Raw genomic sequence first — 22,494 nt, 5'->3', positions numbered from 1 at the left:
TTAAGATAACTTACGTGTATTTACATCTTCTGCTAAATGCGCGGTAAAGTCTTCGATGCTGAATGTGCCCAGATCATCGCCTTTACGGGTACGCACCGCTAATTCGCCGTTTTCGACTTCTTTATCACCGACAACGACCAAATAAGGTACACGCTGTAATGTATGTTCGCGAATTTTAAAGCCTATCTTCTCATTTCGCAAGTCAGCCGTCACGCGAAATCCTTTCTTTTTAAGCTCTGTGACCACTTTCTTTGCATATTCGGACTGTTTATCGGTGATATTCATCACTACAACCTGGGTCGGTGACAGCCAGGTTGGGAACAGACCCGCATATTCTTCTATCAGAATACCCATAAAACGTTCCAGCGAACCTAAAATAGCCCGGTGAATCATAACCGGCGTATGCCGTTCGTTATCTTCGCCTACATAGGTTGCGCCCAGACGATTAGGTAACGCAAAGTCTAGCTGGATAGTACCGCATTGCCAGTGGCGACCTAAACAATCAAAGAGTGTAAATTCGATCTTAGGCCCATAAAAAGCGCCCTCGCCTGGCAGATAGTCAAATTCAATATCATGACTCTTCAGTGCCTGGGCCAGCGCCGTTTCGGCGCGGTCCCACATGGCATCATCGCCCAGACGCTTCTCCGGGCGGGTCGAGAGTTTGACATCTACATTGTCGAAACCAAAGGCTTCATAAGTCTCGTACACCATACGAATACAGGCGGCTACTTCGTCCTGGATCTGAGCTTCAGTACAGAATACGTGGGCGTCGTCCTGGGTGAAACCACGAACCCGCATCAGGCCATGCAGAGCGCCCGAAGGTTCATTACGGTGACAGCAACCAAACTCAGCCATACGCAACGGCAAATCACGGTAGGACTTCAAACCCTGATTGAATATCTGCACATGCCCTGGGCAGTTCATAGGTTTAATCGCATAGTCGCGGGCTTCAGAATGAGTGGTAAACATCAAATCACCAAACTTTTCCCAGTGGCCTGATTTTTCCCACAACACCCGGTCCATCATTAAAGGACCTTTGACTTCGTCGTAGTCATATTCCCACAGCTTTTCACGAATGAATTTTTCCAGCTCCTGGAAAATGGTCCAGCCGTTGTGATGCCAGAATACCATGCCAGGGGCTTCTTCCTGCCAGTGGAATAAATCCTGTGCTTTACCAATTTTACGGTGATCACGCTTTTCGGCTTCTTCTAAACGTGTCAGGTACGCCTTAAGCTCTTTCTTGTCGCTCCAGGCCGTACCATAAATACGCTGTAGCATCTTGTTGTCAGAATCGCCGCGCCAATAAGCGCCGGCTACTTTCATCACCTTGAAGTGTTTACAAAAACGCATGTTAGGTACGTGCGGACCGCGGCACATATCGACATATTCTTCGTGGTGATATAACCCCGGACGATCATCGCGTTGAATGTTTTCGTCCAGAATCTCTACTTTATAAGGTTCGCTGCGCTCAACAAAGGTTTCCCGGGCTTCTTCCCAGCTAACTGTTTTCTTAACCACATCGTATTCAGTTTTAGCCAGCTGCTTCATACGGGCTTCAATAGCGTCTAAGTCTTCCTGGCTTAACGGCTGATCAATGTCCACATCGTAATAAAAGCCATTGTCTATGGTAGGACCTATTGCCATTTTGGTATCTGGCCATAGCTGCTTAATGGCATGGCCTAACAAATGCGCACAGGAGTGACGGATAATCTCCACCCCTTCATGATTCTTCGGGGTGATGATTTCAACGCGGGCGTCATGTTCAATCGGGTCGGTGGCGTCGACCAAATGACCATCCACACGGCCGGCAACTGTGGCTTTAGCCAGGCCAGGACCAATGTCCATAGCGATATCAAGAACAGAAACAGGACGATCAAATTCGCGTTTACTACCGTCGGGAAGTGTAATTACAGGCATGTTAGTTCCTTTCACAGTGGTGACACCTACCAAGTGCCACGTGCATGGGTATATAAAATGAGGGCTTCGTACCATGAAGCTGGGCAAACTATAACGAAAATAGCCTTTTCACGCAACGCTGCTGGCATGCCGATTGCGCCTTAGGTAAGCTAGGCCACCTTTGTTACCTGAAGCGGATGAAAATGACCCTTTTAATCGGCCAGCTGGCCGCATTAAGCGCCGCCCTTTTCTGGGCCTTAGCTACGCTGCTCTACAATCGCAGCAGCCTGCACCTGAGTGCCGCCCAATTAAACCTGGTCAAAGGCATGGTCGCGTGCCCTTTATTACTTATCAGTCTGCTTCTATTTGGTCATCAGTTGCCGCTGGACCCTTCGTCGCCTGCACTCTGGTTGTTACTACTCAGCGGCGTCATTGGCATTACTATTGGCGATACCTGTTATTTTGCTGCTCTGCGTCGCCTCGGGCCCTGGCATACTATTTTACTGGAATATCTGGCACCGCCGCTGGCCGCCGTTATTGCCTGGGTGTTTTTGGGGGAAATCTTAACGCTGCTAGAAATCATAGCCGCCTTCACTGTTATTGCCGGCGTCATTTTTGTACTTACCGAAAAACGCATGACGTCCGTTGAAGTGCCAGGACAGCTCAGTCGTAGCGGCTTAGCCTTTGCTGTCACCGCAGCCTGGTGCCAGGCCAGCGGGCTGGTCATGGCGTTCCATGCGTTGCAGTCCTTTGAAGTGAATGCCATGCAGGCAGCACTGATTCGACTGGGCGGCGGCACCCTGGCGTTAACCGCCGGCCTTCTTATTTTTGCACCACGGCTTTTTAAAAGCACTTGGGGACAGGTACGTAAAACCCGTGTTCTGCCTTTAATGAGCGCTATTTTTATGGGTACTTTTCTGGCGATATGGCTGCAACAAATAGCTATCGCTTATGTAACTCCGGGAATAGCACAGACATTGCTGGCAACTGCGCCTTTATTTATGATCGCCATTAATATGCTTTACGGGAGAGGAGTCTCTGCCCGGGCCTTAACGGGTACCCTGCTGGCACTTCTCGGAATTGCGTTGCTCTTCCTACGCTAAAACGCTTCTGCCTTGCTACACTTTGGAGGAATCCAGACTTTAACTTTACCAAGTTTATAGGAGTCCCTATGTCTGACACCTCTAAGGTACGAGATACAATAGTGCACTGCCCCCATTGCGGACACAGTATTCATCTTGATGTTGATATTTCAGAAGAAGAACAGGATTATCAGGATGAATGTCCTGCTTGTGGAGGCGACATTCATGTCCGCATGCACCGCGATGTCGGCGATGGAAAACTGCACCTGAAAGTGGATGCGGACGATGAACAGTATTATTGAGCCTGTTGCTGTGCCAATACTCTTTTTACAGTGGCGACAATGGCCATGGTTTGCTGGTCCGCCTCAATATTAAGCAAACTGCCAGGGGCAGCTTCACCCAGTGTGGTAACACCCAGCGTTTCGGGGATCAGGTGCAACCAGAACCCTTCATCTGTAGTTTCACCAACCGTGAGACTCGCCCCATCGACAGCAACAAAACCTTTCACCAGAATGAACTCCATCCACTCAGGCGGGACTTTAAGGAACATACGACAGTTGTTGGCGCTGTCCACGCGCTGCGTTACTTCCGCGGTGCAATGCACATGGCCCGATACTATATGCCCGCCCAATTCACGGCCCACGGTCAGAGAGCGTTCAAAGTTCACCCGATCGCCAGGGTTTAGCTGACCTAAGTTGGTTAAACGCAAAGTTTCATCAATGACATCAAAGTGAACCAACCCCTGGCTTTCAAAATCAACCACGGTCAGGCAACAACCATTAATCGCGATACTGGCACCAATTTCAAGGTCTTTAAGATGTTTGGGTTCAGTCTCAAGTATAAGGTGACGAAATTGCTCCTTATCCTGAATAGCGTTAACCTTGGCTTTAGTCTGGACAATGCCTGTGAACATGATGCAACCTCAATTGAAACCAAGTTTTAAAAGGGTGTCTAGTGTAGCTAGTTTTAGCCACACGGGAAAGCCTCTATTCTCTGTTATAGGTCCGCTCTTAGCGGGTCTGTTCATAGTAAGCGGCTGTTCTCCTGCTAATCAAACCGAACAGCTTTTTGCAGAATACCAGGCACAGTTAAGTCAGGCGCTGGAACAGCAACCACTGCCCGTAGACCCGCAACCTATGCCAGTGATGCCACGTGCTAACACACTACGCTCACCTATTGACGAAGCTTCAATATCGCTACTGGACAGCATGCGTCTGGATCGCTGCCGTGCCGGCGCCCTCATAGCTGAGCGTAACAGCGCTTTAGGCCGGCTGCGCAGCCCTAGCGCCCGCCTTTATTATGAAATTGATCTTATGCAGGCACTAAAGGAATGTCGTCAAGGCTCCGTCGGCGACAATCCCAGACTAAATGAGGCGCTAACGGAAGCCATAACCCATAAGGTTGAAGTCCTGCCACAATGGATTGAACGAGTGTTAACCAACAGTGAGGAACTTCGTAGCGCATTACGGGCCCATTCTTCCCCCCTGCCTCCAGCGCCTCACCCGGACGCTCAAAGCTCACTGGATGCCCTGACTTATCTGGCGGATACCTTTGAGAAAGTCCATGCAAACCCCGAGGTAAAGGTCCCGCTAGAAGATTATAGAAAACATTTTCGTGTTCTTAATCAATCTGATTACCTGCCTCGCTTCTGGCGCACTCAACAACAAGCACTAGCCTGGATATCTTCTTTAAACCAACAGCTTGAAGAAGCGATTAATAAATCGACCTGTGTTGATAAAGAACAGCTACAGAGGGTGCACCTGCATTATCAGACTCATATTCAGCCTCAAATTGCAGAATGGCGAACCACCCATGCCGAGCTCAAAACTCAGCTTATGCGTATGCGTGATTTAAGTTCAGAGCCACGCTGGCAAACCTACCTGAATGAGTTAGCCGGCGAACTTAGTCATGCGGAAAAAGTGCATAATAAGACACAGGTACATAATGAAAAGTGGAATGAATTATTTACCACAAACTGTACAAACAATCAGCAAACAGCTGTCCGCGCTGACTTTTTGTTATAAAAGTGATCTCTGTCATATGTTCTTTTTGTCAGGACTCAGTATACTAAAACGGTTTTTTATTCAGGGCTTACGCAGTTAATGATAAGTTATTTAGATACCCGTCAACAATTCAGCCGCTTTCGTTTACTGCAAATTATTGGTATTAGTTTAATTGGCATGCTGGTAGCCGCTCTGGTTGCCGAGCAGGCTATCGTTGCTTTCTGGATCAGCTTACCCGTTTTCACTTCTGTCATTGCCTTTTATCTGGCCTATATAAATAAACCAACGCTCGCTGCCGGCTTTTTCCTCTGGCCATTGGCTATTATTATGTCGATACTGGCCACCCGAAGCACTGGCATTCATGATATTTCAATTCTGGCCTACCCAGGCATTCTGGTCTTTGCTGCTCTTTATGGTAATCGCACGCTACTTATTAGTCTGACGATTTTTATCGCCAGTTACAGTCTGATTCTGGTGTACCTCGCCATAGAAGGCATTATTCAAACCACTTCTTTTGATACTACCTGGAATCACGCCGTTCACATTGTGGTCATAATGGTCCTCACGGGCCTGGGTATTTTTCTGGTGACCCATGACACTCAGCGTATGCTCAAGTCCTTACGCAAAGAAAACAAAAGAGTCCACGACAACCAACAAGCCTTGCAACGTCTGGCCATGGAAGACAGCGTAACCGGGCTCCATAATCGTATTTACAGTGAAAATGCTTATCCACACTTGCTCGACCAGTGCCAGGCAGAAAAACACCAGTTGGCGGTGGTTATTATTAATCTGGATAACTTTAAAACCATAAACGATGCCTTAGGACATCAGGTGGGCGATATTCTGCTGCATCACGTGGGCCAGCGTCTTAAAACACTGACCGCAGAAGGAACTATACTCAGCCGTTTTAACGCCGATGAATTTATGTTGCTGATGCCCGTATCAGACCCTTATGAGGAAATCGAAGACTGGTGTCAGAAGGCCTTGACGGAAATAAAATCACCTTTTTCAATCAATCAGCAACGTATTGATATCTCTGCCTCTATTGGTTTCTCTATAGCTCCTGAGCATGGACTCGAACTTCACCAGCTAGTGCGTCAGGCTGACACTGCTATGCTACTGGCTAAAGCGGCAGGTCGAAATGCAGTGCGCCACTATCGTAGTGATTTAATAAAATTACAGAACACTAATTTTTCATTACTGCAGCAGCTCAGAGATGCTATTGAGAACCAGGAATTCGAACTCTATTTCCAGCCCAAATACCAGCTCAAATCAGGCCAGATTATTGGTGCAGAAGTACTTTTACGCTGGCCGCAGGCAGACGGCTCGATCATCCCACCGGATCAGTTTATTCCGCTGGCCGAGCGCAGTGGTTTAATTATTGAGTTAGGTAATTGGGTAATTGAAAGAACCTTTGCCCAAATCGCCGAATGGAAACAGGTTATTGGTCAACAGATTCCGGTAGCTATTAATATTTCGGCTATTCAATTTCGCGATGACAACCTGGTGTCTCAGTTAACGGAGCAAGCTGAAAAGTACCATCTGGATGCTGATAAAATCGAACTCGAACTGACAGAGTCACTGCTGCTAAGCGACACCTTTAGTGTCCAAAAACAGCTCGACACTTTGAATGAAAAGGGGTTTTCATTCAGCATTGATGACTTCGGTACCGGCTATTCGAACCTACGCCACTTACAAAATTTTCACGCCTCCGTGCTTAAAATTGACCGTGCATTCATTTGCAATCTGTCCACATCAGAACGGGACCAGTCTCTGGTTGCCGCGATCGTCAATATGAGCCGGGCTCTGGGCCTGGAAACCATCGCCGAAGGCATAGAAGATGAAGCAACCAGAGAGCTATTAATTAGCTTAGGCTGCGACCAGGGCCAGGGATATCTATGGTCTCCGGCCCTGCCCGTTCATAATTTTATTCAGCTGTATCCAGCTTAAGCAAAACTGCCCAGGTGCCAACGCTGCGCCAGTTTTCCCAGCATCCGCACACCGGCAATGCTATTACCGCTTTCATCGAGTGCAGGCCCTATAGTGCTTAACCCCATACGCCCGGGTACCACGGCCAGAATGGCGCCTGAAATACCGCTTTTGGAAGGTATGCCCACATCCACCGCATAGGCACCTGAGGCCTCGTATATACCAGTGGTAAACATTAAGGTGAGCACAATGCGCAGGTTTTCAGGGCTAATCAGTTGTTCGTCCGAACCCGGCGCTTTGCCAGCGTTCGCCAAAACTGCCGCAATACGAGCCAGATCAACACAGTTCATCTCGATGGAGGTTTGTTTCATATAAGGCAGCAGGCTGTCTTCTTCGCTACCAGACACAATGTCGTGACTACGCATAAAATAGAACAAGGCACGATTTAAGTCTTTTTCTTCAGCTGCAAACATCTCGTGGTTATAATCCAGCTGATCATTACCGGCCAGTTTACGGATAAAATCCCGCAAACGGGTGTACCGCTCTTCACCGTTGCGTCCTTTAATCAAAGACGTGCAAACAATGGCGCCCGCGTTAATCATAGGATTGGAAGGAATGCCCGGCTGTTCATTTTCTACCGCAGCAACAGAATTAAATGAATCGCCCCGGGGCTCTTTGCCCACATGTTCAAATACTTTATCAGCGCCCACATCTTCCAGAGCAAGGGCAAATGAAAGGGCTTTAGAAACACTCTCTAACGGAAACTTCTCCGTGGTATTCGCTCCCTCTTTCACCTTACCCCGAGTGCTGACTGCACAGATGCCGAACATGCTTTTGTCATCTTTGCCCACTTCGCGCATCCAGGAACTGACTTCACCATCATGATCCAGTTCTTTTTCTTCTTTCACTACCTGCTCAAAATATTCAGAAATATCGTCTTCAATGCTATCCATAGTCAACTCCGTTAGGCCAAACCCGAGTCTCATATCTAGTGGCTGCATGCCTGTCTGTCAAACCCATGACAAAACGGTTAGCTTTTATGCAATCAGCCTGACCTGCGCAAAAAGTACTTGCACCGCAAGGCCCAACTCACTATCATTACGCCGTCTTCACGACACCACACCTAAATGTGCGTCCGTAGCTCAGCTGGTTAGAGCGCTGCCTTGACATGGCAGAGGTCGGTGATTCGAGTTCACTCGGACGCACCATTCATATATTCTGCTAAAAAGCTCAGCCGTTTACCGGTGTCCCCCCATTTACGTGAATAACCTGACCACTCACGTATGACGAATCCTGACAAGCCAGATACACATAAGCCGGTGCCAGTTCTGCAGGCTGACCTGGGCGTTTCATTGGTGTATTACCACCAAAATCATCCACTTGTTCCTCGCTAAAAGTTGAAGGGATCAGAGGCGTCCAGACAGGTCCTGGAGCCACCGCGTTCACTCGAATCCCCTGTTCTGCCAGATTAATAGCAAGTGAACGGGTAAAAGCCGTAATTGCACCTTTAGAAGCAGAATAATCCAGTAATATTGGATTCCCCTTGTATGCCGTGACCGATGAAGTGTTGATGATCACACTGCCTGATGGCATATGTTCAAGGGCTGTTTGAATAAGATAAAACATCGCAAAGATATTGCTTTGAAAAGTTTGCAGAAGCTGCTCCTCGCTGATGTCCACTATGCTTTTCTTCGGATGCTGCTCACCAGCGTTGTTGACCAGAATATCAATTTGTCCCCATGCGTCGAGGGTTTCCCGCACGATATCTTCACACACTGACTTTTCACCCAGATCACCTGCTCTGGCAATGACCTCACCACCGTGACGCCTGATTTCTTCACAACTTAGCTTCGCATCTTTGTGCTCTTCCAGATACACCAGCATAATTCTGGCGCCTTCTTTGGCGTAGTGCACGGCGACTGCGCGACCTATACCGCTGTCGCCGCCGGTAATAATAGCGACTTTACCGCGCAGTTTATCTGCGGCGCGGTAATCATCAGTAATATAAACTGGCTCCGGATCCATCTTTCCTTCGCGGCCCGGTCGTTGTTCCTGATGCTGCGCCGGAGGTGTGTTTTTTTCCACCATAGAAACGCTCCTTTATTTTAAAGACTCTAACGTAAGCGAATGTCAGTCATTTTTACTTTACTGCGAGGTAACGCAGGTATATCACTCAGGTCATAACTTAGATCCTGGTCCGGTATTTTGTAATCCAGCTGGTTAATGAGTAAATCTACGCTTTCCTCAACAATCGTCAGCGTCATCCATTCGCCGGCACAACGATGGCCGGACTCATACCCACCACCGCCTTGAGGAATAAAATTAAAAGGCGTTATCTCTGTTTTTTCAAAGCGCGCAGGATTAAAAACCTCAGGGTCCTCCCACTCATCCGGATGATGATTGGTCCCGTACAGATCAAGTAGAGTTAAAGTACCTTCCTCAAAAATACAGCCATTCCATTCGAAGTGATGTCGCACTTGCGCAACGGTGAAAGGAAAAAACGGGTAAAACCGACGGATTTCCTGACAAAAATAAAGTAGTTTCTGACTACCTCCGTTGCGCACCTCCTCGACCTCCTGCGGGTAGTCGTGAACTGCCAGACCAGCAAAAGTTATCCACACCGCATTGGCAACAGTGGGACGCAGCAGGTTCAGAATTTCCACAGCAACAGTTTCAACATCAAGAAGTTCGCCATTTTCATCCCGGTGCCAACAAAATTTATATATAGGACGTTGCTCGTCGACTTGTAGCTCGGAGTTTCGAATAGCTTCAACCAATTCGCTTATCCAGTCTTCGGCTCTGGATCTGGCTACCCATCCCTTGAAGTGACCAAGCCCCACATAACCCGCTTTCTCATACATTTCGCTTAACTGCTCCGCCCTGTCCTCAACTTCATCTTCCTCCAAAGGCACCCCTGTCCATTCACAAATAACCCGGGTCAAAACTATCTTTACTTCATCATATAAAATGATTGATTTGCTCTCTTGCCATTTTTCACTCGCTTTCGCATAGTGGTGTTGTGTTAACTGTCGCAGTTCGGAGAGAGCGTCCTCTGTCCATAGCGACATAAAAAGTGCTTTGCGATGCTTATGTGCTTCGTCATCAAGTCCCTGAACACCACCTTCACCAAAAAGCGTTTTCTCAATGGGTAAAGGAGCCACGCCAGCGCGCTTAAATTTGCTCTCATCATAAAAAAGTCTGGCAGCTTCGCTACCAGCCAAACAATAGGCTTTTTGCCCTAAAAGACGGGACTCAAAGATGTTAGAGTTTAGCTCCTGGCGACGATTTGCAATGAAGCTATATCCTTCTTTAATTAGCTGAATGCTTTGATCAAAAGCCTTTTCTTTCGGGATTTCGTTATTCTGATACATAGTGTTCTCTCCTAAATAATGATGCAAAAGCAAATGACAGAATGAAAACACCTACTAATCTTTGACAGCTTCAGTCATATACAGGCACGCAGCAATGTCATCTTTAACTAAATTCAGTTTTATAGTTGCCTCAGAACTACCCGCCAGATATTTAATTTTTTGATTACATAGTTCAATCAGGTTTTCTTCCTGTTGTCGTAAGTTCCTGTATGGGAAAAAAATCGTTTTTAATTTACCGAATGGCAGTAAATCCGACACAGTTCGAGGCGCTCCACCCAGGTATCTAATCGCATCACTCAGTAGCTCGATATGGTTATCATGCGCGTTAATCAGCTCTTTGATAACACGCCTTACCTTCTTATCTGAGCTCTTTTTTAATACAGCTCCACAGTGATGCTGTGCGTTAAAGCTAGCGACAAGAACCTCATTCAAACCGTCAATCATATGCTGATTATTAATTGGATTGCTGAGTTCCATAACAAACTCCTTGTAAATGCCCACTTTGATAAAGTGGGCATCGCCAGATATCTAGCCTTAACTCAATGATAGAATTGAATAGCTGAAACAAAATGGTTAAACAGACTCTCATCTGTACATTTTTCAGCAATGTCACCGATAGTAACAATACCCACCAGTTGCTTGTTATCCGCGTTATCCAGGACAAGCAGGCGCTGCACCTGCTGTTTCGACATATCCGCTAAAGCATCTTCCACCGGGTTGTCTTCATACGTATACAACACCTTCGTGCTGGCCACTGATTTAGCTGGCGAGTCCAGGTCAGCTCCAGATGCCAATCCTTCGATAACAAGATCCCGATCAGTGATTACAGCAACTACCTTTTCGCTGTTCGTCAGGGGCTCAAAACCAGATGAATTGGTACGCATAGCTTCCGCTACTTCGCGGATCGTGGCATCCTCACCTAGATAATGCGGGCGTGAAGTCATAACTTCTTTAACTTGCATAATGTTTCCTCCATTTAGTGTTTCATTTAGCAGTTAGCTACAACTTATGAGTGCTCCCTGCATTGCCTTTAAAATTACTTAAAACGTTTTGTCCAATGTCGCTTCTCTCTTTTAAAGAGATTGCGTTTTTTCGCAGCACATACAACAATCCCAGTTGCAACAGCAACACCTAAGCCGAAAGTTATACCTGGATGCAGCCGTGCCTTTGTATATGGGCTCACGGGAATACCATGACGCTCACCGCCTAAATAAATATCACCGTCTTTATCTGGGGTATGAAGATTGTCCCCTTCCGTCGGCGGATCGCCCGTAGATTGGGCTTTGGGTAAAGCAAAACCGAGAAACTTACCCATAGCGGAAGGAAAGGCAGCCCAAGCCATAACGTTTGCTTTCCCGGCTTCACCTATAGTTACATCGCGAACCTTTTTCTGCGCGGCGGTGAGAATGGCGTCCGCCACCAGGTTGGGATCGTACAGAGGTGGCATCACTTTTCCCTCATCACCGGTATGGGTCTTCCCGTGCGCAGAAATTGGGGTGGAAATCCCCGAGGGCATCACTACGGTAACTGCTACAGGAGCTTTTTCGTGAGACAGCTCCATTCGCATAACATCTGAGTATGCCTTGACTGCAGCTTTACTAGCTGAGTATGCACCTAGAATAGGCACCGGCATTTGCGAATTAATGGAACCTACATTAATAATCACACCGCCACCATCACGCTGCTTAAAATGGTTTTGAGCGGCTTGTGATCCGTAAACCACGCCCCAGTAATTCGTCTGAAAAATGCGTTGGTGGTCTTTCATTGGCAGATCTTCAAGCTCAGAATAGACGACCACACCGGCATTGTTTATCCAGGTATCAAAGCCGCCAAAGGTCTCGATAGCTTTGTCAGCGATAGCCTGGACATCTTCTTCGTCACCAACGTCAGCGGCTACATATACGGCGTTTGTGCCCTCCTCATTGAGCTCGTCACAAATTTCTTTGAGCGCGTCCTCATTACGCGCTGCCAGCACTACTTTCGCACCTTGTTCCACCGCTTTTTTTGCCGTACACAATCCTATCCCTGATGACGCACCGGTAATAACAACTACCTGCTCAGAGAGTTTTTTATAACGATGCTTATTCATAATACCTCCTTCAGTTTCCAGGTTGAGCCAGGAATCAGCCATGGCTCAACGCGATGTTGTGCTGAGTCAGCCACATTTCGAGCAAAGTTACCTGCCACAACTTTGAACCAAACGGCCCCCGGAAGTCCTCAGGACTATCCAGCATTTGGTCGATATATTGCATATCAAATAAACCACGCTGACGAGCATGCGGCTTACTAAAGACGTGGCGAGCAAGCGTTAAATAGGGGCCGCGCATATTACGCAGGGCGGGAACCGGAAAGTAACCTTTCGGACGATCAATAACTTCATGCGGGATAATATCGCGTGCTACCTCCTTCAGAAGGTACTTCCCCCCGTCTTTAATCTTCAGTTCGTAGGGGATTTGGGACGCAAGCTCTACTAAATCGTGGTCAAGAAAGGGCACTCTGGCTTCTAACCCAAATGCCATGGACATATTGTCTAATCGCTTGACCGGGTCATCGACCACCATCGAGGCGACATCCAGGTGCAATGCTTTATCGATAGGTAACTCAGCCTTACAGGCCGAGAAATACTCACGAACATAGTCCATACCATAGGCAGCATCACGATACGCTGGAGCAAGGACTTGCTTTAAATCCTCTTCTGCCCATGAAAAGTAATGCTGTGCATACACTTTCGCAGCGCTGTTTTCATCCGCTTCGGTCATTGGCGGATACCAGTGGTAGCCACCAAATACCTCATCTGCACCCTGCCCACTTTGAACTACTTTCACATACTTGCTGACTTCCTTAGAAAGTAGATAAAAGCCGATGACATCATGACTAACCATGGGTTCCGCCATAGCCGCAATGCATGGTTCCAGATGGGTTAGTAACGTATTATGCTGAGTAAGTATTTTATGATGGTCAGTCGCGTACTGCCTGGCGATAATATCGGAGTATCTGAACTCATCTCCCTCCTCCTCACCTATATTCTCAAACCCAATTGAAAAGGTATGAATGTCCTTTTGCCCAAGTTGATCCAGCATGCCTACCACCAGCGAAGAGTCTAAACCTCCTGATAATAAGACCCCGACCGGTACATCGGCCTCGAGACGCCGCTCAATACTGGTATACAGGGCCTCCTTTAAACGTTCTTTCCAGACAACTTCGCTGTCGTCAGACGGACCAGAATTTACCGGAAGATTCCAGTACGCATGTATTTGCGTTTCACCCTCTGCGCTAATCTTCATCCAATGCCCGGCCTTAAGTTTATAGACGTAGCGGAACAAGGTCTGGTCTTCGACAATCGTGCGAAAAGACATGTATTGATGGAGGGCAACCGGGTTGACCAGGGTCGGAACAAAGTCACATTTAAGTAACGCAGGTAATGTTGAGGCAAACCAGAAGCCATGGTCATTATGGTGGAAATAGAGCGGCTTAATGCCCAATCGATCCCGGGCTAAAAATATGTCACCGCTGTCCCGTTCCAGCACAGCGAAGGCAAACATTCCGGTAAGTTTTTTAAGGCAGTCTTCTCCCCATTTATGAAAAGCCTTTAAGATAACCTCACTATCACTGGTAGAGAAAAATTCGTAACCTAACCCTTGCAGCTCTCCCCGCAGTTTGCGGTAATTATAAATACATCCGTTAAAAATCAAGGTTAAACCAAGCTTAGCATCGTGCATAGGCTGACTGCCCTGAGAACTCAGGTCAATCACACTTAGACGGCGATGACCAAAGGTAACTTTTTTTGTACTGAATATGCCTTTACCATCAGGCCCGCGGGGTGACAGAGCCTTAAGCATATCTTCTACCCTATGGGCCTTAGTCTCACCTCTAAAACGAATTTCTCCCACGATGCCACACATATTACTCCTGATTTCCCTGTTTAAATTTCATGCCGACACTTCTGAAGTGTTGAGTAAATCAGGCATAAATCCACAGACTTTCGATATTTTTACAATGTAAAGAGGTTGAATGGGTATTTGCTTATTTTTTACGTTAATTAGTTTGGCGTTAGTTGCAGGCTAGGGCTTATGGTTAAAGTCTCTGAGGTCCTGGTAGTTTGTATGGAGAAGGAACTCGAATGTTAAGACAATGCACCTGAAAGGAAGGCATTTAGCCATGAATATCTGCATTTTATCGACCGATCAAGTTAACGATGATCAAAGGCTGGTTGAAGCAGCGATAGCTCGAGGCCATAAGGCCTGCATCCACAACATGCGTAATGTTAGCCTCGCGCTCAGGCAAGATCAGCCCAGAATTTATGCGGCAGATAAAGACATTTCCGCTACCTTTGACGTGGTGATTCCGCGGCTGAATGTTGGCTACTCAGACTACGGAATAAACCTTATACAACAGTTTATTTGCTGCCATACTTATGTAAGTGAAACGCCGGACGCGCTGCGTCTGGGCCGCGATAAATTAAAGTGTCTACAGTACCTACTCGCCCAGGGGCTACCTTTTCCGACCACTTGTATTTCCTGCAAACCTGAAGAATTCCGCCAACTTACGGAACATACAGGCATGCCCGTAGTAGTGAAGCTTATTGATAGCACTGAAGGTGTGGGCATTTTTGTGGCCAATACCTTTAAAGAACTGGACAATCTGGTACACACATTTGACCGCTTCCACGCCGATTATGTTATTCAGAGTTTTATCAGTGAATCCAAGGGCACTGACGTACGTGCCTTTGTCGTGAACGGTAGAGTAATCGCAGCCATGGAGCGTCACTCGCCTGATGGTGATTTCCGTGCCAATGTTTCACTTGGCGCTGTGGCATCACCCTGTGCGTTGACCACCGATGAAGAGGAAATAGTAATCGCAGCTACTCAAGCAATTGGGATTAACGTCGCGGGGGTCGATTTGATCCGCAGCAAGGAAGGACCTATGCTACTGGAAATTAATGTTTCTCCAGACTTTACTGGTGAGCAGGGAATAGAGTGTGTCACTGGCATCGATGTTGCTGGCGCTATTATTGACTTTACAGTTCAACAAACCCAGCCTTTTTACGCCAACCACCGACTGCTGCAACTCTGTTCATCAACAACAGAGGAATAACTATGTGTCGCTGGCTTGCATATACCGGAGATCCAATTTACCTGGATACCTTGATAACTCAACCAGACCACTCGCTGGTTCAACAAAGCCTGAATAGTAGATTGAACTTCAATAATGCGGGGCAACTACTTTCCACAAACGGAGATGGTTTCGGCATTGGGTGGTATGATCAACGTAAAGTCCCTGGCGTTTTCAAAGACGAAATTCCAGCCTGGCATGATAAAAACCTTGCGAATCTGTGCCATCATATTCAGGCGCGCACTTTCATGGCTCATGTCCGAGCCTCCACAACCGGTGATATTCAGCGCACTAACTGCCACCCCTTTAGTTACAAAAACTGGTTGTTCCAGCACAACGGGCAGGTTAGTCACTTTGCCAAAGTACGCCGGGAGTTACAAATGGCTATCGCCCCTGAACTCTTTCCCTGCCTCCATGGTAATACCGACAGTGAGACACTTTTCTTACTTGCCATCACCTACGGCCTTATGGACAAGCCCAAACTAGCCTTGCAGCGGACTGTAGAAAAAGTACTCGACACTTTGGTACCCTTTGACGAGGATGGTGCAGTAAATCTATCTTTTGCTATTTCAGATGGTGACACTCTGTATGCACTCAGATTCTCTCATAACGAAGCCCCCATGACACAGTTCTATTCAACGGATGCAGCCTGCATGAAAGACTTCAACAAAGGAAAAGTGCCCGACATTCCTAACGGTTGTACCATAGTTGTCTCAGAACCGTTGGATGACATCAATGCTAAATGGCAATCGATTGAAAACAACACCTTTACCACTATCAAGAACAATAAAGTCGTGTGCGAAACTTTTCTGAATTAACAGGGCTGAGCTATGATGACGCTGCGCATAATGACTCAACCAGCGATATATGCATCCACCGGATGCGGCACGCTTTCACTATTCCCCCGGGCAAGAGCACCGCTTTTATAACTCATTCAAACTCTTCAGATATTGATCAGCAGTGGCCAGTATCGCTTCGCGCTGACTAGCATCCTGACGATCCCAATTGGCGTACATCATTTTCATGCGGTGGTTATTGGCAAACTGTGCGCGATGACGATGCAGAAAATGCCAATAGAGGCTGTTAAAGGGGCAACTGCCCTCGCCAGTTTTTTGTTTCACATCATAGCCACAGCCTTTACAGTAGTTGCTCATTTTGCGCAGGTATTGCCCGGATGAGACATAGGGTTTGCTGGCAATAATGCCTCCGTCAGCGAACTGGCTCATGCCTCGCGTATTCGGCATTTCCACCCATTCAATGGCATCTATATAGATACCCAGATACCAGGCGTCTACCGCATCCGGATGCACCCCAGCCAGAAGTGCAAAATTACCGGTTACCATTAACCGCTGAATGTGATGCGCATAGGCATAGGTTAAAGACTGTTTGATGCTGTGACTCATACAAGCCATTTGAGTGTCCCCGGTCCAGTAATAATCCGGCAGAGGTCGCTCGGCTTTTAATGCGTTATGCGTCGCATATTCAGGCATATGTTGCCAGTAAATCGCCCTTACATACTCGCGCCACCCGAGCACCTGCCGAATAAAACCTTCGACCTGAGCCAGATTGATAGTGTCTTGATGCTCTTGCCAATGCTTCTCAACCGCGCGAATAACTTCCAGGGGGTGCAGCATTTTGCTGTTCAGGCAAAAAGATAAGCGACTGTGAAACAAACTCCAGCCTGAATCTGTCATCGCATCCTGATAACGGCCAAAATCGACCAGGCAATGCTCTAAGAAGAAGCTAAGCAGCTCCCTGGCCTGTTTGCGTGTCGTCGGCCATAAGAAAGCCTTCGCATCGACCTCGCCCATAAACTTAATGTCGTGATGTTTTATCATAGCCAGCAGCTCGCTGACATCTTCGCTAAACGTCAGCGGCTCTGGCCAGGACTTATCCTTTGGCAAGGATTCACGATTTTCCTGATCAAAGTTCCAGCGCTCACCTAACGGCTTGCCGTCATCATCCAGCAATACTTTATAAGTTTTACGCAAAGCCCGATAAAAAAACTCCATCCGGGAATTGGGATAATCCTGCCAGCCGCTGCGGGCTGTCAGGAAATGTTCGGTATCGTCCATGTGGGTAGATATCTTCAGACTTTCGCAAAAACTGGCTAACTGTTGGTCCAGCCGATATTCATCCGGCGCCTGATAAGCAAAGGAAGTAGCCTGTTCATCATTCAGAGTGGCGCGTAACAATTCAGGTAAATCCGCGTAGTCTGCGGATTCGTCCAGGGTGAAATAACGCACTCGATGGCCAGCGGATTGCAGTGCTTCGGCAAATTTGCGCATAGCAGCAAAAAAAGCCAGCAGCTTTTGCACATGATGAACCACATAGTCCGTTTCCTGGCGCATTTCTGCCATCACAAAAAGAACCTGTTCATCAGGCTCTTTAAGCCAACTATGACGGGCATTTAACTGATCGCCCAGGATTAATCGAACCTCTTTCATACCTGCCCTGGTAAACTCTGTCGAATAGCTGAATACGAAAATAACCTGTATTTGTATCAGTTTTTTAATTCAGAAAGATAATGCAAAAATTTCTTCTCATTAACATGACTGTTGAGCTTCTGTCGTAATAATAAAAAAAGCCCGTAACTATCCAGTTACGGGCTTTCTTACTAATTCACCAGTTAGTTTAGAATAAATCGAAACTGAAGCGCAGACCCAGATTAATATTAAGACCATCGTAGTGGTCAGTACCCACGATGTATCCTACTTCCAGTACTGGTTGAATCGGTCCCATGCTTAATGGTGGTTCAACTGACAACAGCATATTAGCACCAGCGCCATCGCCCTCGAAATAAAGCACATCAAGGCCGGCATGGAAGTTGGGGCTGTAACCAATGCTGCTTTGAATACCAATACCCGCCATACCGTCGTCGCCATAACCAAGGTGAGCTCGATAGGCAATGCCTGTATGAGTTGGCATTACATAAGACAAACGACCATTCGTTTGGCCATCACTGTCGAGCAGGTTGTAGCTGCCTACACCGGCCATAAAGGCGTTGCTCCATGGAGCATCGATTTCTTCAACAATGGCACCTTCATTTACCATCAGACGTGACAGATTACGATGATTTGAAAGCGTGAAACGGCCAGTTGCATGCCCTTCATAGACATCACTCACGATAATTGAACCCACTTGCTCGCGGAACGATGCATTATCACCGAATTCCACCACATTCTGGTATACCGCGTAATAGGAGCCAGGCTGAACACCCACACTACTGCCTATGCTGATAGCGACCTGATCATCATAGACAGTGAGCACTTCACCCTGATAGGTTTCAGCCTGTTCAGCATCAAGACGCTCTGCATACTGGCCATATTCAATAGCAATACCGCCAATCAGCACTTCCGCTGTCGTGTAAAACGGGTGCACTGATAAGACACGCAGAACCCCTGTGGTTTCCTGCAACTTACCAAAAGTTACGTCATTTTCGTCTTTAATTTCCCGCCCTTCACGAAAAACACGTAAAACATCACCCCGTTCTAAACCACTTTCCGAGGTAAAGTCTAATTGCACTTCACGGCCACTGACATGAATCACCTGGGCTATTTGCTGATACTCACGTTGCAGTTCAATCGGTAGGTCATAGCTTAGCAAAGCGATAAAAGTGCGAAAGTCATTCTGACGCTCGTAAGTTTTCCCCCAGGACAGCGTCGACTGACCGCTTTCTGTATTGTAAAGGTTAAAATCGGCACGATAATCCGTGCTGAACCAGCGCTCGCGCGCGTTAGCAATCTGAACTACTGCCACATAATCCAGTCCGCGACCAGCAGCTTCGTTAAGAACGTCCTGTAAAGCATCTTCACCTTCACCTGAAGCAATAGCGCCCGTTGCACTTTGCACTCCCTCAAGTGTATTAATGCTGGTACGAACCATACGTTCAAGAGCAGGACGCTGGGCTCTGAATTCAGGGTCAGCAAACAAACTAACGCTCGCATTTGGCTGTATTTCAGATGATTGATTAACAGAAGCTAATTCGACTTCCTGGGCTTGTGCGTTAGACGCAATAATAAAAGGGGTAGTAACAACGAAAGACAGTGCTAGCAACACTCCCTTTGCTGTCAAAATAGAAGCATTACGCAACATTTCGATCTCCGTATCCATAGTGATTTGATATGTGTTGTTCTATGCGATTCAGCATAGTTAAGAGTTATTATCTCTTATTTATCTAGAGAATAGATACTAAACGGAGTCCAAGTGGTTACCAAACCACCAATCAAACTGCAAGCGTATGATTTTAAAGTACTTTAACTTTAATCCCTGTCCGGCGCGCTATAAAGTAACCTTCGGGATCATAAGTCACCTGTTGCGAGCAAATAAGTAACAAAAGTTAAATTAGCTAAGCTTAGGATCGCTGCTAAGTTTTTTAAGTTGCCCAAAACGACTGGATCTTTGCTCAGTTTCTTCAAGTCCTGCTTTAACCCCTGCTCTGTTTCGTTCCGGTTGATTCTGGCTGGCCTTTAGCTTTCCGGTCAGCGTATGAATCTCAATCTCTATACCCACAATGGCTTTCATCAGGCGCTCCGTATAATCCGCCGGTGCATCGTCAACAGACCAAGGGGCGTTCATTTCAGATTCGTGTTTATCCGTCAACTCATGGAGATGCTGTTTCAACCAGGCCCCCTCTTCAATAACTCGGGCCCGTCCTTCTGCGTGCACCGCCAGATAGTTCCAGGTTGGCACAACTCGCCCTGTCTCGGCTTTGGTTGCGTACCATGAAGGTGAAACATAGGCATCGGGCCCCTGAAAAACAACAAGAACCCGTGCACCATCCGTTAAACGCAGCCATACCGGATTATTGCGCGCCACATGGCAGCGTAAAACACCAAAGTCTTGGTTCTCACTCAGATGAAAAGGAAGATGATTTGCCTCAATGCCAGCCTCGTCCGCAACAATAAGCAGCCCAAAACTATAGTCACGGATATACTCATGCAGCTTCTGGGTATCCTCTTCCTTAAAATGTTTAGGTATATACATTTTTAACGCAGCCTTTCGTTGCTAAGACCCATAGGATCAACTCTTTCGACAGACTCAAATCCTTTTGTTTTCTTAAACGACATATTATGAATGAAGTTACTCATTGAATCAGATGGGTCGATGTATCTTATCTTCAATGACAGTAAAGTTTTTCTCGCAATCGCTACGGATAAAATGGGAAGCTTTTCCTTGTGTCCAGATTCAGTGTTAAGCAACTCATCAACCGCGGTAACTATTACCATGTTCTCAGGCAAGATAGAAAATAGCTCGTTTGCCACTCTTAACGTGCAACTACACACATAATCTTGATAAATGCCGTAGAACATACCTTTTGGCATATTTTTAACTGACAATTTTCCACTTTTTAGTAAAGATTTTGTTTCACTAGGGACAATATCTTCTCCATGCACGTGAATTTCGGCTTCCACAATAGAGTTAGCATGAACTTTGAAAGAAATGTCAGAGCCCATTCTTGAAGTTTCAGAGAAAGGGTTTAGTTCTTTTATTACGTTTATCTTAGACTCTTGATCGCCTGCAAAAAGTAACTTTGCAAGATCCGCGCTTTCTTTCCAGTCGGCGGTCTCAGATTTCCATTCTCTTAACTTGTCTTCATACTCTTGTTGATCTTCGCTCTGAGCTTTTAATACAGCTTTGTTTAGCGTTTTTTGTTTCCGCTCACCTTTTTTGAATATTTTATCGAAAAATCCGGGGGTATAGTTATTGGCTTTAAAGCTCGCTTTAGTCGCTCTTGTTGCTGTTTTGATAGGTTCTACAGGTGGACTTGAATTAGCAATAGAATGCCAATCAACCGTTTCTGAACAATCCTTATGCAAAGACTGAATTCTCTCTATCTTGTTTTCATAAACTTCAACTTCGTAAGCCGCCTGCTCTAGTAACTGCATTTTTTGATACTCTTTATGATCTCGCTCGAGCTCACGCTGTCTTCTCTTTGCATCTCGTTCTGCTTCACGAATTGTCGCTCTTATCGATCTAACCGTACCTTTCCACCCCATGATCCCTCTCCAAATATCCATTATCAATAGCGTTGCCAAAACAGGTTCGGTTGCAACGTAGTCAACCTTCGTGAAGTGCACTCTAACTTCTAATTAAAGTGCCATGTTTACAGCTTTCTTAACTATTCCTGCGGCTTTATTCAGTGCATCTACGCGCTTAGCTTGATCTTGGGTAGCTTGTTTTGCCAGCTCAATATTTTTGTCCATTTCATCAAACTCTGGAAGCTGGAAGCCCTGCATCTTCTGAACAATATCTTCAAGCGACTGACTCTTAATGGATATTTTTAATTCACTAATATCATCCAACGCAAAGGTTCTCGCTGGCTCGTCCATCTGCTCTGCAGCCTGCTCAAGTTCTGCCGTTTTTTTCATTAAAAGCTCTTTATTATTCATGAAATAACTCCTTTATAAAGCCTCAACCAGGCTTCTGAGTTCAGAGCTACCGCTTTCAATTCTGGATGTTAAGTCATTCACAGTGGCCAACAACGTCTGTATCGAGCGCTGGTTAAGCACGTCATTCATTACGGTTTCGCCCGCTTTCTCTGATTGCACATAAGCGTCAATTGCAATATGCACCTCTTTCATTTTTACCAGGTATGCATTTAACTCCTGTGTTTTCTCTTTGATTGCCGCAAAATCCTGATCAAGTTTATTCTTCGCAGATATTGCCTGCGCAGCTCGTTCCGCAACTCGTCTCGTGACCTCTGCAGCCTGTTCCTGATCCAGCCCACCTTGCTGTACTAATGAGGTTAATCTGGCTCTGTTTTGCTTTTCTTCTGCATCAATTCGAGCTTTGGCATCACTTACCAATCGTTCAGTTGTCATAAGCAACGCTTCCGACTGAATAGATACCGCCAGTACTGCAGAATCAAAATAATCCATCTGCTTAACTGAAAGCTGTTTCACTTGTGGCGGGGTAGCACAGCCTGATATCAACAAAATGAAGACTATCGCGATCAATCTATATAGCTTCATTTAAGGCTCCTTACAGAAAATCGTTGTTTATCAGAATACTCGCCTAAGCAAGTTTAAAATGACAGCTAATGCTTTAAAGCTATAAAAATTTACTTTCCCGCTTGTATCAGATAATTACTTCATTAAT

General features: G+C 46.5%; 21 protein-coding genes and 1 tRNA gene. 7 read left to right on the top strand and 15 right to left on the bottom strand.

Going from position 1 to position 22,494, the window contains the following annotated elements; translation table 11 throughout:
• Positions 1–1,917, bottom strand: coding sequence for a threonine--tRNA ligase (gene thrS, locus CWE09_RS02320; RefSeq protein WP_126802309.1), 1,917 nt, complete (start codon positions 1,915–1,917; stop codon positions 1–3).
• Between the two features lie 182 nt (positions 1,918–2,099).
• Between thrS and CWE09_RS02315 the strand changes: the two genes are divergently transcribed.
• Positions 2,100–2,999 carry a DMT family transporter gene (locus CWE09_RS02315; RefSeq protein ID WP_241974287.1) on the top strand — a complete coding sequence of 300 codons (900 nt, stop codon included), beginning with the start codon at positions 2,100–2,102 and terminating at the stop codon, positions 2,997–2,999.
• Positions 3,000–3,067: 68 nt separating this feature from the next.
• The gene (locus CWE09_RS02310; protein ID WP_126802305.1) at positions 3,068–3,280 is read left to right on the top strand and encodes a CPXCG motif-containing cysteine-rich protein; all 213 of its coding nucleotides are present in this window, start codon (positions 3,068–3,070) and stop codon (positions 3,278–3,280) included.
• Here the strand turns inward: CWE09_RS02310 and CWE09_RS02305 are convergent.
• Positions 3,274–3,891, bottom strand: a complete 618-nt coding sequence (locus tag CWE09_RS02305) for a riboflavin synthase subunit alpha (protein WP_126802303.1) — start codon at positions 3,889–3,891, stop codon at positions 3,274–3,276. The two genes, CWE09_RS02310 and CWE09_RS02305, sit on opposite strands and share 7 nt — an antisense overlap.
• Positions 3,892–3,925: 34 nt before the next feature.
• Here CWE09_RS02305 and CWE09_RS02300 point away from each other — a divergent pair, with 34 nt between their 5' ends.
• Together CWE09_RS02300 and CWE09_RS02295 are read left to right on the top strand one after the other, a co-directional pair.
• On the top strand, positions 3,926–5,002 hold the full coding sequence (locus CWE09_RS02300; protein ID WP_157982789.1) for a DUF3080 family protein: 1,077 nt from the start codon (positions 3,926–3,928) through the stop codon (positions 5,000–5,002).
• Positions 5,003–5,080: 78 nt separating this feature from the next.
• Entirely contained in the window at positions 5,081–6,931 is a 1,851-nt protein-coding gene (locus tag CWE09_RS02295; protein ID WP_126802300.1) for a putative bifunctional diguanylate cyclase/phosphodiesterase, read from the top strand.
• Here the strand turns inward: CWE09_RS02295 and glsA are convergent.
• Positions 6,928–7,863 (bottom strand): glutaminase A, encoded by a 936-nt coding sequence (gene glsA, locus CWE09_RS02290; protein ID WP_157982788.1) that lies wholly within the window; start codon positions 7,861–7,863, stop codon positions 6,928–6,930. The genes CWE09_RS02295 and glsA overlap by 4 nt on opposite strands.
• A 178-nt stretch (positions 7,864–8,041) precedes the next feature.
• Here glsA and CWE09_RS02285 point away from each other — a divergent pair.
• Positions 8,042–8,118 (top strand) — tRNA-Val (locus tag CWE09_RS02285).
• 22 nt (positions 8,119–8,140) lie between these two features.
• Here the strand turns inward: CWE09_RS02285 and CWE09_RS02280 are convergent.
• The 6 genes from CWE09_RS02280 to CWE09_RS02255 form a co-directional block, all read right to left on the bottom strand.
• Positions 8,141–8,998, bottom strand: a complete 858-nt coding sequence (locus tag CWE09_RS02280; protein WP_126802296.1) for an SDR family oxidoreductase — start codon at positions 8,996–8,998, stop codon at positions 8,141–8,143.
• Positions 8,999–9,024: 26 nt separating this feature from the next.
• Positions 9,025–10,281 (bottom strand): cytochrome P450, encoded by a 1,257-nt coding sequence (locus CWE09_RS02275; protein WP_126802294.1) that lies wholly within the window; start codon positions 10,279–10,281, stop codon positions 9,025–9,027.
• 54 nt (positions 10,282–10,335) lie between these two features.
• Positions 10,336–10,758, bottom strand: coding sequence for a hypothetical protein (locus tag CWE09_RS02270; RefSeq protein ID WP_126802293.1), 423 nt, complete (start codon positions 10,756–10,758; stop codon positions 10,336–10,338).
• A gap of 62 nt (positions 10,759–10,820) precedes the next feature.
• Positions 10,821–11,243 (bottom strand): CBS domain-containing protein, encoded by a 423-nt coding sequence (locus tag CWE09_RS02265; protein WP_126802292.1) that lies wholly within the window; start codon positions 11,241–11,243, stop codon positions 10,821–10,823.
• Between the two features lie 74 nt (positions 11,244–11,317).
• Complete coding sequence (locus tag CWE09_RS02260; protein ID WP_126802290.1) at positions 11,318–12,370, bottom strand: SDR family oxidoreductase; 1,053 nt, start codon at positions 12,368–12,370, stop codon at positions 11,318–11,320.
• A gap of 34 nt (positions 12,371–12,404) precedes the next feature.
• Positions 12,405–14,183 carry an N-acetylglutaminylglutamine amidotransferase gene (locus CWE09_RS02255; RefSeq protein WP_126802288.1) on the bottom strand — a complete coding sequence of 593 codons (1,779 nt, stop codon included), beginning with the start codon at positions 14,181–14,183 and terminating at the stop codon, positions 12,405–12,407.
• A gap of 256 nt (positions 14,184–14,439) precedes the next feature.
• Here CWE09_RS02255 and CWE09_RS02250 point away from each other — a divergent pair, with 256 nt between their 5' ends.
• Both CWE09_RS02250 and CWE09_RS02245 read left to right on the top strand, forming a co-directional pair.
• Positions 14,440–15,375, top strand: coding sequence for an ATP-grasp domain-containing protein (locus tag CWE09_RS02250; RefSeq protein ID WP_126802286.1), 936 nt, complete (start codon positions 14,440–14,442; stop codon positions 15,373–15,375).
• A gap of 2 nt (positions 15,376–15,377) precedes the next feature.
• Entirely contained in the window at positions 15,378–16,211 is an 834-nt protein-coding gene (locus CWE09_RS02245; protein WP_126802284.1) for a class II glutamine amidotransferase, read from the top strand.
• A gap of 105 nt (positions 16,212–16,316) precedes the next feature.
• Here CWE09_RS02245 and CWE09_RS02240 read toward each other — a convergent pair whose 3' ends face one another.
• From CWE09_RS02240 to CWE09_RS02215, 6 genes are all read right to left on the bottom strand, one after another.
• Positions 16,317–17,840, bottom strand: a complete 1,524-nt coding sequence (locus CWE09_RS02240) for a cryptochrome/photolyase family protein (protein WP_126802282.1) — start codon at positions 17,838–17,840, stop codon at positions 16,317–16,319.
• 187 nt (positions 17,841–18,027) lie between these two features.
• Positions 18,028–19,488, bottom strand: a complete 1,461-nt coding sequence (locus CWE09_RS02235) for a hypothetical protein (protein WP_126802281.1) — start codon at positions 19,486–19,488, stop codon at positions 18,028–18,030.
• Positions 19,489–19,737: 249 nt separating this feature from the next.
• Positions 19,738–20,379: an FMN-binding negative transcriptional regulator gene (locus tag CWE09_RS02230; RefSeq protein WP_126802280.1), complete on the bottom strand. Its 642-nt coding sequence runs from the start codon at positions 20,377–20,379 to the stop codon at positions 19,738–19,740.
• A gap of 2 nt (positions 20,380–20,381) precedes the next feature.
• Positions 20,382–21,392 carry a hypothetical protein gene (locus CWE09_RS02225; RefSeq protein WP_126802279.1) on the bottom strand — a complete coding sequence of 337 codons (1,011 nt, stop codon included), beginning with the start codon at positions 21,390–21,392 and terminating at the stop codon, positions 20,382–20,384.
• A 93-nt stretch (positions 21,393–21,485) separates the two neighbouring features.
• Complete coding sequence (locus CWE09_RS02220) at positions 21,486–21,785, bottom strand: hypothetical protein (RefSeq protein ID WP_126802277.1); 300 nt, start codon at positions 21,783–21,785, stop codon at positions 21,486–21,488.
• A 12-nt stretch (positions 21,786–21,797) separates the two neighbouring features.
• Positions 21,798–22,367, bottom strand: a complete 570-nt coding sequence (locus CWE09_RS02215) for a hypothetical protein (RefSeq protein ID WP_126802275.1) — start codon at positions 22,365–22,367, stop codon at positions 21,798–21,800.
• Positions 22,368–22,494: the final 127 nt, after the last annotated feature.

It is taken from the genome of Aliidiomarina minuta, assembly GCF_003987145.1.
Lineage (GTDB): Bacteria > Pseudomonadota > Gammaproteobacteria > Enterobacterales > Alteromonadaceae > Aliidiomarina > Aliidiomarina minuta.
This window is presented reverse-complemented; position numbering and strand designations above follow the sequence as displayed.

What these genes read in the sequence shown, in the direction of transcription:
- thrS (WP_126802309.1), bottom strand. Translation starts at nt 1,917, where the DNA reads ATGCCTGTAATTACACTTCCCGACGGTAGTAAACGCGAATTTGATCGT.
- CWE09_RS02315 (WP_241974287.1), top strand. Translation starts at nt 2,100, where the DNA reads ATGACCCTTTTAATCGGCCAGCTGGCCGCATTAAGCGCCGCCCTTTTC.
- CWE09_RS02310 (WP_126802305.1), top strand. Translation starts at nt 3,068, where the DNA reads ATGTCTGACACCTCTAAGGTACGAGATACAATAGTGCACTGCCCCCAT.
- CWE09_RS02305 (WP_126802303.1), bottom strand. Translation starts at nt 3,891, where the DNA reads ATGTTCACAGGCATTGTCCAGACTAAAGCCAAGGTTAACGCTATTCAG.
- CWE09_RS02295 (WP_126802300.1), top strand. Translation starts at nt 5,081, where the DNA reads ATGATAAGTTATTTAGATACCCGTCAACAATTCAGCCGCTTTCGTTTA.
- glsA (WP_157982788.1), bottom strand. Translation starts at nt 7,863, where the DNA reads ATGGATAGCATTGAAGACGATATTTCTGAATATTTTGAGCAGGTAGTG.
- CWE09_RS02280 (WP_126802296.1), bottom strand. Translation starts at nt 8,998, where the DNA reads ATGGTGGAAAAAAACACACCTCCGGCGCAGCATCAGGAACAACGACCG.
- CWE09_RS02275 (WP_126802294.1), bottom strand. Translation starts at nt 10,281, where the DNA reads ATGTATCAGAATAACGAAATCCCGAAAGAAAAGGCTTTTGATCAAAGC.
- CWE09_RS02270 (WP_126802293.1), bottom strand. Translation starts at nt 10,758, where the DNA reads ATGGAACTCAGCAATCCAATTAATAATCAGCATATGATTGACGGTTTG.
- CWE09_RS02265 (WP_126802292.1), bottom strand. Translation starts at nt 11,243, where the DNA reads ATGCAAGTTAAAGAAGTTATGACTTCACGCCCGCATTATCTAGGTGAG.
- CWE09_RS02260 (WP_126802290.1), bottom strand. Translation starts at nt 12,370, where the DNA reads ATGAATAAGCATCGTTATAAAAAACTCTCTGAGCAGGTAGTTGTTATT.
- CWE09_RS02255 (WP_126802288.1), bottom strand. Translation starts at nt 14,183, where the DNA reads ATGTGTGGCATCGTGGGAGAAATTCGTTTTAGAGGTGAGACTAAGGCC.
- CWE09_RS02250 (WP_126802286.1), top strand. Translation starts at nt 14,440, where the DNA reads ATGAATATCTGCATTTTATCGACCGATCAAGTTAACGATGATCAAAGG.
- CWE09_RS02245 (WP_126802284.1), top strand. Translation starts at nt 15,378, where the DNA reads ATGTGTCGCTGGCTTGCATATACCGGAGATCCAATTTACCTGGATACC.
- CWE09_RS02240 (WP_126802282.1), bottom strand. Translation starts at nt 17,840, where the DNA reads ATGAAAGAGGTTCGATTAATCCTGGGCGATCAGTTAAATGCCCGTCAT.
- CWE09_RS02235 (WP_126802281.1), bottom strand. Translation starts at nt 19,488, where the DNA reads ATGTTGCGTAATGCTTCTATTTTGACAGCAAAGGGAGTGTTGCTAGCA.
- CWE09_RS02230 (WP_126802280.1), bottom strand. Translation starts at nt 20,379, where the DNA reads ATGTATATACCTAAACATTTTAAGGAAGAGGATACCCAGAAGCTGCAT.
- CWE09_RS02225 (WP_126802279.1), bottom strand. Translation starts at nt 21,392, where the DNA reads ATGGGGTGGAAAGGTACGGTTAGATCGATAAGAGCGACAATTCGTGAA.
- CWE09_RS02220 (WP_126802277.1), bottom strand. Translation starts at nt 21,785, where the DNA reads ATGAATAATAAAGAGCTTTTAATGAAAAAAACGGCAGAACTTGAGCAG.
- CWE09_RS02215 (WP_126802275.1), bottom strand. Translation starts at nt 22,367, where the DNA reads ATGAAGCTATATAGATTGATCGCGATAGTCTTCATTTTGTTGATATCA.